Origin of the sequence: Dyadobacter sp. BHUBP1, assembly GCF_050587785.1 — a bacterium.
Classification (GTDB): domain Bacteria; phylum Bacteroidota; class Bacteroidia; order Cytophagales; family Spirosomataceae; genus Dyadobacter.
This window is the reverse complement of the sequence record NZ_JBOBIH010000002.1, coordinates 1,138,934-1,156,569: the sequence shown is the minus strand read 5'-3', so window position 1 is coordinate 1,156,569 and position 17,636 is coordinate 1,138,934. Positions and strand designations below refer to the sequence as shown.

Here is a 17,636-nt window from a genome sequence, read left to right as displayed (position 1 = left end):
CATGCATTAGTGCGAATGCATGCCGTTCATGATTAGTTTTACCCGGCAATGGTACGCGAAATCGCCGATTTCTCGACCGTCAGTTTCACTCCTTTATCCAATTCAAGCGTAACCGTCGCCTCTTCCACTGTGTAAACTCTGGCATGGATGCCGCCGATCGTTACCACCTGGTCTCCTTTTTTCAGGTTGTTAAGCAATTCCTTTTGTTCCTTTTGCTTTTTCTGCTGCGGGCGGATCATGAAAAAATAAAATACCCCGATGATACCAACCCACATTACGACCTGGTAAATCATGCCTTGGGAACCGCCGGCTGCTTGTGCTAAAATAGAATAATTCATTGTAGTAGTTGGGTTGTATAAAATATTACTTCTTCGTCGTTACCGAATCCGCTGTGGCCGGCTTAGGTGCCGCATTGACAATACCTTTCAGCCTCAACTCGGTATTCGCCGGTTCTGTATTGGCATAAACAGTGATCGTTTTCACTTGCGGACCTGCTTTATGCTTACTATCGAAACGGACCTTGATACTCGAAGTTTCCTTTGGTCCGATCGGATCCTTCGGCCACTCGGGTGTAGTGCACCCGCATGATGAGCTGATATTATTGAGAATCAGCGGATATTCGCCATCATTGCGGAACTTGAATTCGTGTTCTACAATGGCGCCTTCCTGGATAGTGCCGAAATCGTATTCCGCACTATCGATCAAAGCAAAAACAGGCAGTTTTGAATTTGCCTGTTTTCCTTCATCACTCTTTTCATTTTTGGAGCACCCGGAAATAGCCATCGCTAATCCCAGAAACGCGAAAAGGGCTATTTTTTTCATAGGTCATTCGCTGGCCTGGCCCTTGATCTGTGCCATCAGGCGGTCTACGTCTTCCAGAAGCTTTTCGGCTTTTTCGCGCGCATCATTCACAACGCGCTCGCCCTCCGTCCGGGAAAAATTGTCTGGCAAGTCTTTCTTATCCACCAGGTCCTGAATCACTTCTTGCAGTTTTTCACGGTATTTGGACAGCCTGTATGTCAGCTGGGTACGGAGCACCTCTCCTTTGTCAGGCGCATAAAGGATACCCAACGCTGCACCGGTGGCAGCGCCTGTCAGAAATGCGATTAAAGTATTACTGGTTTTACTCATGGTTTTTGCTGTTTTGTGCTGCAAACGGGTGTCAGCTCATGTATTTATAATGGCCTCCAAAAATTGTTCCATTATACCCGGTCACAATTTCGGCAGCTTTTACTTATTATCAATCAATCCGCGCCCGCTTTTTCTGATCACGCCTTCTTTGGCCAGTTTCACTGAAAGCACGTCCAGGACGCCGTTCACAAACTTACCACTTTTTGGGGTACTGTACCTTTTGGCGATCTCAATAAACTCATTAATGGTGACTTTCACAGGGATACCCGGAAAATGGATGAGCTCCGCGAGGGCTGTTTTGAGGATAATAAGATCCACCAATGCAATTCTTTCCAGTTCCCAGTTTTTCAACTGGTCTTCCAGATAAATATCGTACTGGTCGCTTTCTTTCACCACGATCTTGCAAAGTTCTTCCACGAATGCCCGGTCCTCTTCCCAATCTTTGGTAAGCGGCGCAAGCTGGAATGTCTCGGCAAAATCGGCAGTACGCAAAGTTTTGATCGCAAGGCTGCGGATCAGTTCGCTGTGATCTGCCCAGTAAAGATCGCGCTGTTCGAGGTATTCGAGCGACACCTCGTGTCTAAGGATAATCTGACGCAGGACGTGCTGAATAATCTCCTGGTCTTCCTCCGGCGTGTGTGTCGCCGACTTGCAATATGTTTCGTAGGTTTCGTCCCTCCGCAGCCCCTCCCGGTAAATCTTCCGGATCAGGTTCATTTCGTTGGTCCAGTTGATGCCGCTGCGGATAATCTCCTCTTCCAGCGCCTTATCTTCCTGCAAAACCTTGATCACCCGGTTGGTATCCAGCCCAGAATCCTTGGGAAATGGTGCCTCCGGATCGTCGTACCTGCGCTCGCGGTCGATTTTTGCCTGGTGTGAAAGTTCGATCAGCATCGACAGGATTCGGATAAAATCGGCGTAAATCGTCTCCGTTTCATTCAAAACCCTTCTAACGAGTTTTTCTCCATCCGTATTAGTCTGCCGGTTATATGCTTCATAGGCTGTCTGGGCAACCCTCAGCACGCGCTCGGGAAGTTCTTCGTCACCGTTGGGCTTGCCGTTCTTGATAAATTCGTCGAGCGTCATGTTCGCCAGTCTTTTCATACCCGAAAGCTTTTTCTTGTCCTGAAACTCCATCGAGTTAAGGTCAGGAGCAAATGCTTCTTCAATCTGATCGAGTGCCAGTAAACGGTTCGCATCGGCTGTAAGCTGCCGTGCATAAAGTGCCTGAACCGCTTTGGTTCTTAGTAATCTTCTATTCAGCATATGCCGGAATACTATTTGGATAAAAGGTACAGTAAATCAAAGAACGTGTCTGCATGTATTGCAGGGCCATTCTACCTGGTACCCTGCATGAATTGTTTTTAAAATCGACCGCAAAATTAGACTATTTTGTTCACAATCGGAAAATTGGGACGCGTCGTTTTAATTTTGCAACGTTTTGGTAAAATAGGATGTTGGCTAGAAAGCGTCCAGCACGGCTGATCAAAATCTGAACCGGTGAAAGCATTAAAATCTCTCAACAAATATTTGTGGAAATATAAGTGGTACCTCATCCTCGGTATCATTTTTACAATCGTATCCAATCTTTTCGGCATTATTCCGGCGCAGCTCGTTCGTTACGCGCTCGACCTAGTGATCGAAACGCTGGACATTTATTACCTCTACAATGGCGTATCGCTGCAAAGCGGTATGTATGACATTTTTGCGTTCAGTATCCTGCTCTACGGTTTCCTGATCCTGCTCATGGCGCTGCTCAAAGGAATATTTCTCTTTCTGGTCCGACAAACGATCATCGTCATGTCGCGCCATATCGAGTTCGAACTCAAAAACGATATTTACCAGCATTACCAAACGCTTCCGGCTGCGTTTTTCCGTCGCCACAGCACCGGCGACCTTATGGCCCGTATTTCGGAAGACGTGAGCAACGTCCGCATTTACGTCGGCCCGGCACTTATGTACGGCATCAACCTCATTGTGCTATTCTTCCTGGTGATCTCCTACATGATTTCTGTCAGCCCGAAGCTCACCCTTTACGTGTTATTACCATTACCGGTGCTTTCGGTAAGCGTATATGTGGTCAACAGCATGATCATGAAACGCTCACAGGAGATCCAGAAGCAGCTTTCGGCGCTCTCAACTTACGTACAGGAAGCATTTTCCGGAATACGCGTGATCAAATCTTTCGTTCAGGAGGGCCGGTCTTATGCCAATTTTCAAAAGGAGGCAGAAGTTTTTAAAACCAAATCACTGGGTCTTACGAAAGTCGATGCGTTCTTCTACCCTATGATTGTCCTTTTGATAGGACTAAGCAACATCCTGGTCATTTATGTAGGCGGTCAGGAAATTATCAATGGCCGCCTTACTCCGGGCAATATCACCGAGTTCATATTGTATGTCAATATGCTTACCTGGCCTGTGATGGCATTGGGATGGACTACAAGCCAGATCCAGCGCGCCGCATCGTCACAACTCCGGATTAATGAGTTTTTGAACGAAAAAACGACGTTGGTATCCGAGGAAAACATCACCAAACCGCTGGACGGCAAGATTACCTTCCGCCACGTCGGATTTGTCTATCCGGATTCTGGCATTAAAGCATTGCATGATTTTGATCTGACGGTCGAAGCCGGCGAAAGCGTGGCGATTCTCGGCACCACAGGCTCGGGTAAAAGCACCCTCGCCCACTTATTATGCCGCCTCTACGACCCAACCGAAGGTCAGATCCTGATCGACGGCATTCCGATGAAAGATTACGATGTCCACGGTTACCGTCGGCAGATCGGCTACGTGCCGCAGGATGTGTTCCTTTTCTCGGATAGCATTGAGAATAATGTACGATTCGGCACCGAAGACATGCCATTTGAAAGAATCGAACAGGCCGTGAAAGACGCCGATCTTTACAATAATATCAAAGACTTTCCGCAAGGCTACGAAACTATGCTCGGTGAAAGAGGCATTACGCTATCGGGCGGTCAGAAACAGCGTCTTTCGATCGCACGCGCCATTGCCCGCGACCCGAAAATCCTCGTACTCGACGACTGCCTCTCGGCGGTAGATACCAACACCGAAAACATTATCCTTAACAATATGAAGCGGATCATGGACCAGCGGACCTCCCTGATCATTTCCCACCGCGTATCTTCTGCCAAGCTCGCCGACAAGATCGTAGTCCTCGACGAAGGCCGCATTGTAGAGCAAGGCACCCACACGGAGCTCATGGCGCTGAATGGTGCTTATAAGGAACTGTATGAGAAGCAATTGATTTCCGAAGAGGTGTAAAATACAACCTACGATTGAAATGCAATAGTGATTGATTAACTTTAAAAATCATAAAAGCTAATTCATCACACTATGCAACAAACCATAACAATCGACATTGTCGACGAAAAGGCACTGGATCTTCTAAAAAATCTCGAAAGTCTGAACCTGATCCGTCTGCACCAGGCAACAATACCAATAAAAGACACCAGCGCAATACGTCTCCTGAGAGGCAAGATGACCAAGCAATCCCCCGAAGAAATCGAACGTCAATTCAAGGAACTGCGGGGGTCGTGGAGTTAGCCTATCTTTGGGACACCAATATCGCTATCTATTATCTGCAACAGGAATTTGCGCCTGCTCCGGCCCAAGTGATGAATGATATTGCTGATACCACACGAATTTGCATTTCTGCAATCACCGAAATAGAACTGTACAGTTGGAAATCAGGAGCCCAAGTCGACTTCGATATAGTTCGCCTTTTTGTCGATCTTTCCCGTTCTTTCGGCCTTGAAGAGGAAATCAGGTTCAAAGCCGCAGACCTGAGAAGACAGCGTAGGATCAAGCTTCCAGACGCCGTAATTGCAGCAACAGCGATAGTTTATAACTTAACTTTAATCACCAACAACACAAAAGATTTTGCCGGGATTGAAAACCTTCGTATGCTTAATCCATTTAGCCAGAAATAGTCAGACACTATAATCAAAACCCTTATTTAGCCAGTTTCTTCACCTCCTGCCGCAACTCCCTCATTTCCTGGTACAGGCCTTGCAAACTTATTTCTGTCTTGTCCTCTTCCAGGTTGAAAGACAATTTACTGTTTACCTGCCATACTTCTCGGATCTCGTTGCGGTCCACGCGGATCGGCGCATAGTCAGGATTGAGCGATATCAGGTTCACAAAGGCGGAATCTTTTTCTTTCCGGACCTTTTTAACCAGGACACTGTCGATTGTGATAACGACATACATATCCTTATCATTTATCGCATCCCAGTCATCCACCGCGCGAGCCCAAATCCATTCACCTGACTGCAACGCCGGTGTCATACTATCGCCATCGACCTGAAACCCTCTGAACGTCGCATTACGGTATTCCGGCAACGGTATTGTAAAGGCAGGCAAAGCTTCAAACCATTGCGCATCACCGATATTGTTGGGATAGCCGGCCGCCGCTTTCGCGCTAACGAGCACAATATTGTCGTTCCCCGCCTGATCGACCGTCACTACTTTCGGATTGACGAATACTCTGTCCGTATATAGGTACTTCTGCGGACTGTCTCCAAACAGCCAGAGTGGATTAATGTGGTACTTTTTGAGCAGCTCCTTCACTACCTGCCCGGGTATGCGCGTACGCCCCCGCTCGATGTCGGCAGTGGTGGCACTGATACCCAACTCCTCGGCAAATGCCGCCTGGGTCAGACTGAGCTCTTCTCTGATCTGCTTGAAACGCCTGAATTCTTCATCAATAGCCATAAGCATGGTAATGTTACCGATTGACAATGTCTTGACCCTTCAAACTTACAAATATTTTGGAATATTTCCTTTTAAGAAATGGATTTGATCCATATATTTGGAATAAATCCATAATTTTGTAAAAACTCCAAACAACAGTGAACCGTGCGATATTACATTTTGACCTGGATACCTTTTTCGTATCCGTAGAGCGCAAGCAGGATAGCCGGCTTAAAAACAAACCTATACTTGTGGGCGGCACCGGCGATCGGGGCGTAGTGGCGGCTTGCAGCTATGAAACGAGGCAATTTGGCGTACATTCCGGCATGCCTATGAAAATGGCCCGCATGCTTTGTCCCGAAGCGACTGTTATCCGCGGGAATGGCGAAGCGTATTCCAAACAGTCGAAGGAAGTGAGCGAGATCATCAGCCAGAGTGTCCCCGTGTTTGAAAAGGCCAGTATCGACGAGTTTTATGCGGATCTGTCGGGAATGGACAAATACCACAGTTGCTATGGAATGGCCAGCGAGCTCCGGCAGCGCATTATCCGCGAAACCGGCCTGCCTATTTCGTTTGGGCTGGCTACTAACAAGCTGGTATCGAAGGTTGCGACCGGGGAAGCCAAGCCGAACAATCAGCTTAAAGTGGATGCCGGCCAGGAAAAGCCGTTTTTGGCGCCGATGGAAGTACAGAAAATTCCGATGGTAGGTGAAAAAATGAACCAGACACTCCACAACCTCGGGATCCGGTATGTAAAAACAATCCAGGAAATGCCTATGGAGATCATGGGGCAGGTTTTAGGCAAAAATGGCATCTCGCTCTGGAACCGTGCCAACGGGCTCGATAACTCCCCTATCGTGCCATTCCACGAGCGCAAATCGATTTCCAGCGAGCGGACTTTCGGTAGGGATACCGGCGATGTGAAGAAAATGCGTGAAATGGTGCGCGCGATGGCAGAAACGCTGGCTTTTCAGCTGCGAACTGGCGAAAAGCTTACGTCCTGTGTTTCGGTCAAGATCCGTTATTCCGATTTCAACACATTTTCCAGGCAATTGAAAATCGCCTACACGTCCGCGGACCATGTGCTGATCCCGCATATCGAACGGCTTTTCGACCAGCTTTATAATCGCCGGATGATGGTAAGGTTGGTGGGGGTCAGTTTCAGCGACCTGGTGACGGGGAATTATCAGATTAACCTCTTCGACGACACCGAAGAGCGGCTGAACCTTTACCAGGCCATGGATTACATTAAAACCAAATACGCTTATAACAAAGACGGCGACCAGATACTGAGCTGGGCCAGCACAATGGGTATCTCGGACATCGGCGCGATGGGAAACCCGTTCAACGGCGAGCCGCCCTTTATTCCGGCGCATCGAAATGCCTAGCGACGTTCCGATTTTCAAGTACTCATGTTACTCAACTGCCATTCTTATTTCAGCCTTCGCTTCGGGACGATTCCCGAGGATGAACTTCTTGCGCTTTGTCGTGAGAATGGATACGACTGCATTGCGCTGACGGACATTAATAACACCTCGGGCTGCCTGAATTTCATTCGCATGGCACCCAGGTTCGATATCAAACCCATCGTCGGAATCGACTTCCGCAATGGAGTGACGCAGCAATTTGTGGCATTGGCGAAGGATAATAACGGCTTTCAGGCCTTGAATGCTTATTTGTCGGCTCAGAAACTGGCGGGCACTCCATTTCCTGACAGCGCGCCGGAAATGGAACATGTGGCGTTTATTTACCCTTTTGAAAAACTGAACAAAGAACGCCGCGAGCAGTTCCGCCCCAACGAATACATCGGTATTTCGATGCAGGACCTGGATAAACTGCACTACTCGCCGCTGCATCGGTTCATGGACAGGCTGGTTATTCAACAGCCGCTGACTTTCCGAAACAAAAAGGACTTCAATGCGCATCGGTTGCTGCGGGCCATCGACGGCAACACACTGCTGAGCAAGCTCACGGTCGGTGAAACGGGCAAAGAGAATGAACAGATCGTGCAAGCGAAGGTCTTGGAATATCATTTCAAACAAAAGGACTTTCGGACTATCCTCGAAAACACACGTAAGCTGATGGACGAATGCAATATCCATTTCAGTTTCGGGAGCGAACGTGAACACCAGAACCTGAAAGTTTTCAGCCAAAACGAAGAGGAAGATTTCAAACGGCTGAGATCGATGAGCTATCAGGCACTTGGCTACCGCTATGGCGACAATATCACTGATGAAATTTTCGACCGCATCGCCAAGGAACTAGAAATGATCCGGCAGCAGAATTTCGTACCGTTTTTCCTGGTCAATCACGACATTGTGAATTATGCCCGCCGAAAGGGCTATTATTATGTCGGCCGGGGCAGTGGGGCGAACAGCATCATCGCCTATTTGCTCAATATTACCAATGTCGATCCGATTGAGCTGGATTTGTATTTCGAGCGGTTTATCAACCTTCACCGCAAAAATCCGCCCGATTTCGACATCGATTTCTCCTGGCGCGACCGTGAGGATGTGACGCGCTATATTTTTGATACATACGGCAAAAACGGCCAGGCGGCGCTCCTGGCAACTTACAGCACTTTTCAACACAGCTCGGCCGTGCGTGAGTTAGGGAAAGTATTCGGTTTACCCGCTTATGAAATCGATGCATTAAGCAATGGTAAATATGACCCGAAGAAACTCGATCAGCTTTCGGGGCTGGTCATCAGGTATGCCGACTACCTGCAAACCAACAACCAACCGAATCATTTGAGCATCCATGCCGGTGGTATCCTCATTTCGGAGCGCCCTATGCATTACTTCACGGCCACGGACGTCCCGCCTAAGGGCTTTCCTACCACACAATTCGACATGGTGATTGCCGAGGATGTGGGGCTAAATAAATATGATATTCTGGGCCAGCGCGGACTCGCGAAGATCAAGGAAACACTTGAAATCATCCGGTACAACCGTCCAGATGCCGCTGATTTTGACATCAACGACGTGCGGAAGTTCAAAATCGACCCGAAGATTAACGATCTGATCAGGGAGGCGCAATGCATCGGCTGTTTTTATGTGGAATCACCGGCAATGCGGATGCTGCTGAAAAAACTCGAAGTGGACAACTACCTCGGACTCGTGGCGGCCAGCTCCATTATCAGGCCCGGTGTCGCCAAAAGCGGCATGATGCGCGAGTACATTCTGCGTCACCGCCATCCCGAAAAGCGTAACGAAGCTCATCCGCGCCTTTTGGAACTGATGGAGGAGACTTACGGCATTATGGTATACCAGGAAGACGTAATCAAGGTTGCACATTATTTTGCCGGGCTCACGCTCGGCGAGGCCGATGTGATCCGCCGTGGCATGAGCGGGAAGTTTCGCGGACGTGAAGAATTTGAACGGGTTAAAAAGAAATATTTCAAGAACTGCCGGAGCAAGGGCTACGACGAGGACATGACTATGGAGATCTGGAACCAGATTGCCAGCTTCGCCGGATTTGCCTTCGCCAAAGGGCATTCCGCATCCTATGCCGTCGAAAGCTATCAGACATTGTTTCTGAAAGCTTATTTCCCGCTGGAATTTATGGTAGCTGTCCTCAATAATGGCGGCGGCTTTTACGCGCCCGAGTTGTACATACACGAGGCACGCATGCTCGGCGCACTCGTACATGCGCCATGCGTGAACCACAGCGAAGCCCAGGCGACCATCGAAGGGCATGAAATTTATCTCGGCATGCAATTCCTGAATGCATTGGAAGAAAAAACGATCGAAAGGATTCTCAGCGCCCGGAGGCAAGACGGCCCGTTCGCATCCCTCAACGATTTCCTCGACCGCGTTCCCATTTCGATAGAACAATTGACGATCCTGATCCGGATCGATGCATTCCGGTTTACAGGTATCGGGAAGAAAACACTGCTTTGGAAGGCGCATTTCCGGCTGAGCACCACGCCTGTCAAAGTGCCTCAAAAGCAATTGTTCCATACCGAAATCAAGGATTTTAACCTGCCGGAATTTCATTCCTCTATCCTGGATGATGCCTATGACCAGATTGAATTGCTCGGCTTTCCGCTTTGCAGCCCTTTCAACCTGCTGAAAAACCCGTTGCCCAAGAGTGTCATGTCGCGCGATCTGCACAAGTATGTAAACCAGGAAGTGGTGCAATACGGCTATCTGGTAGCCCTGAAAAACACGCGAACGAACCGGGGTGAGTCGATGCAGTTCGGAACTTTCCTCGATTACGAAGGGCAATTTATCGATACTGTCCATTTTCCCACGGCGGCTGCCAAAGTGAATGGATCAGTTAAAGGCGTTTACAAAATTCGCGGCGTTGTGACGGAAGAATTCGGCTTTCTCACCGTAGAAGTAGCGGAAATTACGCGAATGGAGTCGGCGGCGCGGTAGTCTCGGACTTTCCGAAGATAGCCTCGTCGTTGACACCGTTCCTTAGGGCGCATTGCCTCCGGGCGTCCGGCTCGCGACTGCTATGTATTTCAAACTGCCGAATGCCCTCCCAAGCCGCCATTGTAATGATTTTTTTCCAGGATGGCTGCGATTTCCTACGACTGCTGCCATACTGTTGTCAACTGGCAAGCATTAATTGCAGCATTAATAACCTGAAAACAGCCCGGTCATGGAAAAAATTGATCTTACCAAAGAATTCAAAACTTACTATTCGGCGAAAAGCGAACCGGAAATCGTTCATCTCACGAAGGCTCAATACCTGTCCATTCAGGGAAAAGGGGACCCGTCGGATAAAGGTTTTGCGCAGAAAATCCAGACGCTTTATCCCGTGGCTTATGCGCTCAAATTTGCATTCAAAGCACGAGATAAGGATTTTGTAGTTGCCAAACTGGAAGGCCTCTGGTGGTACGATGAGAGCCGTTACCGGCACGCGACCATCCACAATGCACCCCAAACCATTCCCCGTAGCGAATGGGAATACAGATTGCTGATCCGCATTCCGGATTTCGTTACCCGAAAGGACGTCGAATCAGCTGTAAATGAATGTTATACAGCAAAAGGCATCGTGGACATTAAAGACGTAACCTTCTTTGAACTGGAAGAAGGGAAAGTGGTACAAATGCTGCATACCGGGCCGTTTGACAGCGAACCGGAGTCTTTAGCCAAGCTAATGGAATTTATGACAGCCCGTAATTTGGAGCGTAATGGTCTGCATCATGAGATTTATCTGTCTGATTTCCGCAAGACGCCACCCGACAAATTAAAAACCATTCTGCGCGAACCGGTTAAATAGATTATTTCAATATCTTTCGCCCCTCCTGAATTTCATCAAAATTAAAAGTAGAAAAATGAAAAAGGCGTTCATAGCATTATGCTTGGCCGGATGGGGTGTGGTTTCTGTCGCAACGGTGCACGCACAGGACCTGAACACTCAAAAAATCCCTCTCGACCCCAGTGTAAAGACCGGAAAACTTAAAAACGGAATCACCTACTACATTAAGAAGAACGCAGAGCCCAGGAACCGGGCAGAACTTCGCCTGGCGGTTAAAGCGGGATCGGTACTCGAAACCGACGCGCAACAGGGGCTGGCGCACTTCATGGAACACATGAATTTTAACGGTACCACGCACTTTCCTAAAAACGAGCTGGTCAATTTCCTCCAAAAAACGGGGGTGCGCTTTGGAGCCGACCTGAATGCCTATACCGGTTTTGATGAAACCGTCTATATGCTGCCCATCCCGACAGACTCCGCGGGATTGCTCGAAAAAGGGATTCAGGTGCTCGAAGACTGGGCCCACGGCGCATTGCTCGATCCCTCCGAAATAGAAAAAGAACGCGGCGTGGTGCTCGAAGAGTCGCGTATGGGGCGCGGCGCGCAACAACGCATGCGCGATAAATTCCTGAAAGTGATCCTCAACAACTCGCGTTACGCCGAACGGCTGCCTATCGGGAAGGACAGCATTTTGAAAAGCTTCAAACCCGAGACGATCAAGGCATTTTACCAGGATTGGTATCGCCCCGATCTGATGGCCGTGATAGCAGTCGGTGATTTTGATGTGGCCAAAGTGGAAGCCCTCATTTCCCAGAAATTCGGCTCCATGAAACCGCCGGTCAACCCCAAAAAACGCATTCGCTATGATATTCCGCTGGATGGTTCTACCAAAGTGGCCATCGTAACTGACCCGGAATACCCGCAGAATCTCGTTCAATTAATTTATAAACAGCCTAATACGAAAGAAAAATCGTTGCAGGATGTGCGGAACAATTTTGCCCAGGAACTGTATAATGCCATGATGGGCCAGCGGATGCAGGAACTCACCCAAAAGGCCAATCCGCCGTTCCTCTACGGTGCGAGCCAGTATGGCGATTTCCTCGGGAACCTGGATTCCTACACTTCTATCGCGCTTGCGAAGGACGCGGCTTCGATGAAAACCGCATTGACGACGCTCCTGGAAGAAAACGCGCGGGTGCAAAAATTCGGTTTTACGCAACCTGAACTCGATCGCGCAAAGAAAGACTTTTACAATGCCGTCGAAGAAGATTACAAGGAGCGGGACAAAACGAAATCCGCCAACCACGTGCAGGAATATCTCAACCACTTCCTTCACGACAAGGCGTTTATGGGCGCCGATGCCTATTTCGAATTTGTTAAAAAGCACCTGGATGGGGTGACGCTGGCCGAAATCAACAAACTGGCTAAAAAATACATTACCGACAAAAACAGGGCGGTGGTGATCATGGGACCTGAAAAAAGCAAGGATGCTCTCCCCACAGAAGCGGAAATCCGCACATTGCTGAATGAAGCCGGCAAAGATGTGACGGCGTATGTAGACGACGTTGTAGATGCGCCATTATTGAAATCGGAACCTGTTGCCGGCAAAATCGCAGGTGAAAAGACGCTCGACAAACTAGGCGTTACCGAGCTTACGCTTTCGAATGGCGTGAAGGTGCTATTGAAGCCTACCGACTTCAAAAATGACGAAATCCTGATCAAAGCGACTGCCAAGGGCGGATATTCGCTCTTCCCGGGTGAGCGCGAGACAGGCATTTTCACGAGCTACCTCGTCCAATCCGGCGGCGTGGGGCCTTATAACCAGACGCAGCTGCAAAAGTTCCTCGCGGGCAAAACCGCCAGCGCAGGCCCCTACCTGAGCGAACTTACCGAAGGCATCGGCGGTAATACGAATCCGAAAGACCTCGAAACGACATTTCAGCTGATATATGCCTATTTCACAGAGCCCCGCAAGGATGCGGATGTCGTGACGGGTATATTGGCTAACCAGAAGGCCTACCTGGAAAATATGCAAAAGACTTTAACTCCTGAAAAAGTCTATTCCGATTCGTTAAATGCGGTATTGACAAGCCGCAATCCCAAAAGGCAGCCGCTGAAACCGGAGAGCATCGACAAAGTGAATCTCGACCGGGCATTTGAAATCTACAAAAACCGCTTCGCCGACGCATCCGACTTTGTGTTTACGATTGTGGGGGCATTCAAGCCGGAGACGATCAAGCCATTGATCGAGAAATACCTGGGTAGCCTGCCGTCGAGCGATCGGGACGATACGTTCAACCACCCCGATATTTTTCCACCGAAAGGACGCATCGAGAAGGTGATTTATAAAGGTTTGGAACCCAAAAGCAGGGTAACACTCGTTTCGAGCGGGGAATATGACTATAATCCCGAAAACAATGTACAGATTGAGGCATTGCAGGAGATTTTGCAGATTAAACTGATCGAATCACTTCGGGAAGAAGAAAGCGGCGTCTACGGTGTAAGTGTTTCGGAAGGTACCGATAAATTCCCCACCGGCCATTACCGCTTCTCCATTGGCTTCGGCTGCGCGCCCGAGAATGTGGATAAACTGGTAAAAAGGGCGCAGGAAGAAATCGACAAGATCAAAACAAACGGTGCAGATCAGAAGGATATCGAGAAATTCGTCGCAGAAACCCAGCGCAAAACAGAGACGGCACTGAAGACGAACGGCTTCTGGCTCGATTACCTCGACGATAATACATTCCTCGGCGACGATCTGAATGAAATTTTCGAGCAAGACCGGTTGCTGAAATCAGTAACCGTGGCCAGTACCAAAGCTGCCGCGCGGAAGTATTTCAATGATGACAATTTCATCAAAGTGGTGCTCATGCCGGAGAAGAAGTAACTGATTAATGTAAACAAATGGCCCGGTTCCGCATTTGGAACCGGGCCATTTGTTTATGCGACTTTTCGCAACCCCTGGATCAGAGACTCTAATCCGTTCATCTTGATTTCCAGCATTGTTCCCAGCAACATGCCCAGCTTGCCGGATGGAAAACCCTCCCGGTAGAACCATTCGAGGTAGGATACCGGGAGATCGGCGATCACCTGATCCTTGTATTTACCAAAAGGCATTTTGTAGCTAATCAGATCTTTGAGGATCTCGCTGTTCGGATGTGTTAACTCTTGCATACTCGTGTTTTCACGCCTGATTACCTGCGCGAAGTTTAAAAATCAGGTTCGTTTTTAAATCAAATAATTCCTTTTCAAGCCCTACCGGGTATGTGTGCGGGTTTACAAAGCGTTTAATTCCCTTATAAAAATGTGCCAGCTGCTGCTGCAAACGCTTCCGGGTATCGTGTACAGACGGCAATTTGTAGATCAGCTGACCCTTTGCGAAAACGGGGACGAGCAAATCCTCGTAATGCACTGACTCGTCGAATGACCTATTTTTTGTAAAATCATACGGGTCCACCATTGTAGCCTTGCCGATCAGCGGAGTTTCGATATCGAATATCATATCCGAAACAAAGCCGCTCGCATCCTTGAACCGCCTTACCTGCTGAATTCCCGGCGTCGATACTTTGATCGCCTGCTCTGATAATTTCAGTTTGTAGTCCCATTCGCCCGAGTCGGTCCGGATCGCCGCGAGCTTGAAAACACCACCCAATGCAGGTTGATCAAATGCCGTGACGAGTTTTGTACCGATCCCCCATACATTGATTTTCGCTCCCTGGATTTTCAGGCTGTCCATAATATATTCGTCAAGGTCGTTACTCGCCACAATGCTGGTTTTTTCAAAGCCCGCTTCGTCCAGAATTTTCCTCGCTTCGATACTCAGATACGCAAGGTCGCCCGAATCAAGACGGATGCCAGCGAGATCGTGCCCTTGGGTGCGCAACTGCTTCCCCACTTCTACCGCATGCCGGACACCATTTAATGAATCGTAAGTATCCACGAGCAAAGTCACATTGTTGGCCATGTACTTCGCATAAGTTTCGAATGCTTCCAGTTCACTGTCGAACGACATCACCCAGCTGTGCGCGTGGGTGCCTTTCACCGGAATATCGTACAATTTCCCCGCAAGCACGTTGGAAGTAGCATCGAACCCGCCAATATATGCGGCACGACTTGCTGTTACACCTCCATCGGGTCCCTGTGCACGGCGCAGGCCGAATTCAAGCAATGCATCGTCCTTGGCGACCAGTCGCATCCGGGCTGCTTTGGTAGCCACCAGTGACTGAAAGTTAATCAGGTTCAACAAGGGCGTTTCAAGGAGCTGGCATTGCAGAATCGGCCCCTGAATGCGCAGTAACGGCTCATTCGGAAACACTACCGTGCCTTCCGGAATGGCGTCGATGCTGCATTGCAGCTCCATTTTGCGGAGGTAATCGATGAACCCGTCATCGAAAAGCCTGTTCCCGCCCCCGCCGGTGAGCGATGCGATATAAGCCAGGTCCTGTTCATTGAAACGGTATTCCTGCAAGTACTCAATCACGCTGCTAAGCCCGCACGCGACGGTAAATCCGCCCTGAAATGGATGTTTTCTGAAATAGAGATTAAAAACAGCCTCTTGCTCGGCTTTGCCCGACTTCCAGTAGCCGTAAGCCATGGTGAGCTGGTACAGGTCTGTCAGAAGGCTCATCGAAGTATCGTAAAGCTGGTTGATCATTTCACTAGGGATTGGTGTCTTAAAACCGCCTAGTTACTAAATAATCGGCATTATAACTACCAAAACTGATTTACCTGCCCGGCTATCGACCAAAAGGTAAATGGGGTAACTGTTAAAATAAAAAAGCGGAGCTGCCATGGTAGCAACCCCGCTCAATAATCCTATTCAAACTGATCAGATTGCTTCGAGAATACGCTCGATCGCTACCTGATAACCGATTTTTTCCTTCAATTCGCTGATATGCACACGTTCCTGCTCCATCGAATCGCGGTGACGGATGGTAACGGTTTCGTCCTCCATCGTCTGGTAATCCACCACGATACAGAACGGCGTACCGATCAGGTCCTGGCGAGTATAACGCTTGCCGATCGCCGCATTGTCGTCGTAAACTGTACGGAATGACGATTTCAATGAGTTAGCCAGCACCTGCGCTTTTTCTGCCAAACCATCTTTCTTCACCAATGGCAACACCGCCGCTTTGAATGGCGCCAATGCCGGGTGCAGTTTCAGAAAGGTACGTTCCTTAGCGCTGTCGCCCTCGCCTACCGATTCGACGGTATAGGCATTACAGAACGTCGCAAGGAAAAGACGGTCGGCGCCAACGGAAGTTTCCACAACGTAAGGAATGTAGTTACCGTACGGCTTGCCGTTTTCATCCAGATCTGCGTCGAAGTATTGTTGTTTTTTCTTCGAAAGTTCCTGGTGGTTGCGCAAATCGAAATCCGAACGCGAGTGGATACCTTCGATTTCGCGGAAACCGAATGGGAATTCGAATTCGATATCAACAGCCGCTTTCGCGTAATGCGCCAGCTTTTCGTGGTCGTGGTATTTCAATTTTTCAGCAGGCAGTCCGATCGCCTTGTGAAACTTCAACCGCGCTTCTTTCCATTTGTTATACCATTCTTCTTCCGTGCCGGGACGCACGAAGAATTGCATTTCCATTTGTTCGAACTCGCGCATACGGAAGATGAACTGGCGCGCCACGATTTCGTTACGGAATGCCTTACCGATCTGTGCGATCCCGAAAGGGACCTTCATACGGCCGCTTTTCTGCACATTCAGGAAGTTTACGAAAATTCCCTGCGCCGTTTCCGGGCGGAGGTAAATCATATTCGCATCCTCAGCCACCGATCCCACCTGCGTGCTGAACATCAGGTTGAACTGCCGAACTTCCGTCCAGTTGCTGGTCCCCGATACCTGGCATTTGATGCCCTCCGCGATGATCAGGTCGCGAACGCCATTGAGGTCTTCGGCACTGAGCAGACGGCCCATTTCAGCCAGCAATGCTTTGGCTTTTTCGGGCTCGCCGTCTTTTTCATATTGTTCAGCTTTACCTTCCAGCAGCTGGTCGGCGCGGTAACGCTTTTTTGAATCCTTATTGTCGATCATCGGATCGTTGAAACCATCGACGTGCCCGGATGCTTTCCAGGTAAGCGGGTGCATGAAGATCGCCGCGTCGATACCCACGATATTGTCGTGGAGCTGCGTCATAGCCTTCCACCAGGCCGCTTTCAGGTTGTTTTTCAATTCAACACCGTTCTGACCATAATCGTAAACGGCTTGTAATCCATCATATATTTCGGAAGACGGGAATACAAAACCGTATTCCTTCGCGTGCCCAACAATGTCTTGCAGAGAGGTAGCAGGTGCCTGGCTCATTCTATTCGTTTAAAATCAATAAGAAAAAAGACTATTAAATCCATCAAAATCATGAATTTGGCAAAATTAGGGATTTTGGCGGCATTGCGCATTCTTCGCCTGACGGAAATCCCGCGTTAATTTTTCGCAATTGCGCGTGCGCCGCTGAACAGGGATGTCCGTTAGCGAACAACCAACGTACCATTTCCAACCGTAAACCGCTAATAATCAAGTTAAAATACTATTGGCATGTAATTTAATTGTTTAGGTTCACTGACTAACAAAC

15 protein-coding genes are annotated in these 17,636 nt (G+C 48.9%); 7 read left to right on the top strand and 8 right to left on the bottom strand.

Going from position 1 to position 17,636, the window contains the following annotated elements:
* Positions 1-38: 38 nt before the first annotated feature.
* The 4 genes from yajC to nusB all read right to left on the bottom strand — a co-directional run bounded on the left by yajC (position 39) and on the right by nusB (position 2,397).
* The gene (gene yajC / locus ACQ4MZ_RS11540) at positions 39-338 is read right to left on the bottom strand and encodes a preprotein translocase subunit YajC (RefSeq protein ID WP_090151062.1); all 300 of its coding nucleotides are present in this window, start codon (positions 336-338) and stop codon (positions 39-41) included.
* Between the two features lie 25 nt (positions 339-363).
* Entirely contained in the window at positions 364-822 is a 459-nt protein-coding gene (locus ACQ4MZ_RS11535) for a DUF1573 domain-containing protein (protein ID WP_430845131.1), read from the bottom strand.
* 3 nt (positions 823-825) lie between these two features.
* A complete protein-coding gene (locus ACQ4MZ_RS11530) occupies positions 826-1,131 on the bottom strand; it encodes a YtxH domain-containing protein (RefSeq protein WP_106596093.1) in 306 nt (101 codons plus the stop codon).
* 99 nt (positions 1,132-1,230) lie between these two features.
* Complete coding sequence (gene nusB / locus ACQ4MZ_RS11525; protein ID WP_430845129.1) at positions 1,231-2,397, bottom strand: transcription antitermination factor NusB; 1,167 nt, start codon at positions 2,395-2,397, stop codon at positions 1,231-1,233.
* A 234-nt stretch (positions 2,398-2,631) separates the two neighbouring features.
* On the opposite strand from nusB, the gene ACQ4MZ_RS11520 reads away from it, so the two are divergent.
* The 3 genes from ACQ4MZ_RS11520 (at position 2,632) to ACQ4MZ_RS11510 (ending at position 5,081) form a co-directional block, all read left to right on the top strand.
* Positions 2,632-4,413, top strand: a complete 1,782-nt coding sequence (locus tag ACQ4MZ_RS11520) for an ABC transporter ATP-binding protein (RefSeq protein WP_430845127.1) — start codon at positions 2,632-2,634, stop codon at positions 4,411-4,413.
* A 72-nt stretch (positions 4,414-4,485) separates the two neighbouring features.
* Entirely contained in the window at positions 4,486-4,695 is a 210-nt protein-coding gene (locus ACQ4MZ_RS11515; RefSeq protein ID WP_430845125.1) for a hypothetical protein, read from the top strand.
* Positions 4,686-5,081, top strand: coding sequence for a type II toxin-antitoxin system VapC family toxin (locus ACQ4MZ_RS11510; RefSeq protein WP_430845123.1), 396 nt, complete (start codon positions 4,686-4,688; stop codon positions 5,079-5,081). The genes ACQ4MZ_RS11515 and ACQ4MZ_RS11510 overlap by 10 nt, the downstream gene beginning before the upstream one ends.
* 22 nt (positions 5,082-5,103) lie before the next feature.
* Here the strand turns inward: ACQ4MZ_RS11510 and ACQ4MZ_RS11505 are convergent, their stop codons facing one another.
* Positions 5,104-5,871: an XRE family transcriptional regulator gene (locus ACQ4MZ_RS11505; RefSeq protein WP_430845122.1), complete on the bottom strand. Its 768-nt coding sequence runs from the start codon at positions 5,869-5,871 to the stop codon at positions 5,104-5,106.
* 131 nt (positions 5,872-6,002) lie between these two features.
* Here ACQ4MZ_RS11505 and dinB point away from each other — a divergent pair, with 131 nt between their 5' ends.
* From dinB to ACQ4MZ_RS11485, 4 genes are all read left to right on the top strand, one after another.
* Positions 6,003-7,232: a DNA polymerase IV gene (dinB, locus tag ACQ4MZ_RS11500; RefSeq protein ID WP_430845120.1), complete on the top strand. Its 1,230-nt coding sequence runs from the start codon at positions 6,003-6,005 to the stop codon at positions 7,230-7,232.
* A gap of 24 nt (positions 7,233-7,256) precedes the next feature.
* Positions 7,257-10,226, top strand: a complete 2,970-nt coding sequence (locus ACQ4MZ_RS11495; protein WP_430845118.1) for a DNA polymerase III subunit alpha — start codon at positions 7,257-7,259, stop codon at positions 10,224-10,226.
* A 229-nt stretch (positions 10,227-10,455) separates the two neighbouring features.
* A complete protein-coding gene (locus ACQ4MZ_RS11490; RefSeq protein WP_430845116.1) occupies positions 10,456-11,079 on the top strand; it encodes a GyrI-like domain-containing protein in 624 nt (207 codons plus the stop codon).
* A 55-nt stretch (positions 11,080-11,134) separates the two neighbouring features.
* Positions 11,135-13,945 (top strand): M16 family metallopeptidase, encoded by a 2,811-nt coding sequence (locus ACQ4MZ_RS11485; protein ID WP_430845114.1) that lies wholly within the window; start codon positions 11,135-11,137, stop codon positions 13,943-13,945.
* Positions 13,946-13,998: 53 nt separating this feature from the next.
* Here ACQ4MZ_RS11485 and ACQ4MZ_RS11480 read toward each other — a convergent pair whose 3' ends face one another.
* From ACQ4MZ_RS11480 to ACQ4MZ_RS11470, 3 genes are all read right to left on the bottom strand, one after another.
* Complete coding sequence (locus tag ACQ4MZ_RS11480) at positions 13,999-14,232, bottom strand: DUF3820 family protein (RefSeq protein WP_106596107.1); 234 nt, start codon at positions 14,230-14,232, stop codon at positions 13,999-14,001.
* A 10-nt stretch (positions 14,233-14,242) separates the two neighbouring features.
* Positions 14,243-15,712, bottom strand: coding sequence for a nicotinate phosphoribosyltransferase (locus ACQ4MZ_RS11475; RefSeq protein WP_430845112.1), 1,470 nt, complete (start codon positions 15,710-15,712; stop codon positions 14,243-14,245).
* Positions 15,713-15,886: 174 nt separating this feature from the next.
* Positions 15,887-17,371, bottom strand: coding sequence for a glycine--tRNA ligase (locus tag ACQ4MZ_RS11470; RefSeq protein ID WP_430845111.1), 1,485 nt, complete (start codon positions 17,369-17,371; stop codon positions 15,887-15,889).
* Positions 17,372-17,636: the final 265 nt, after the last annotated feature.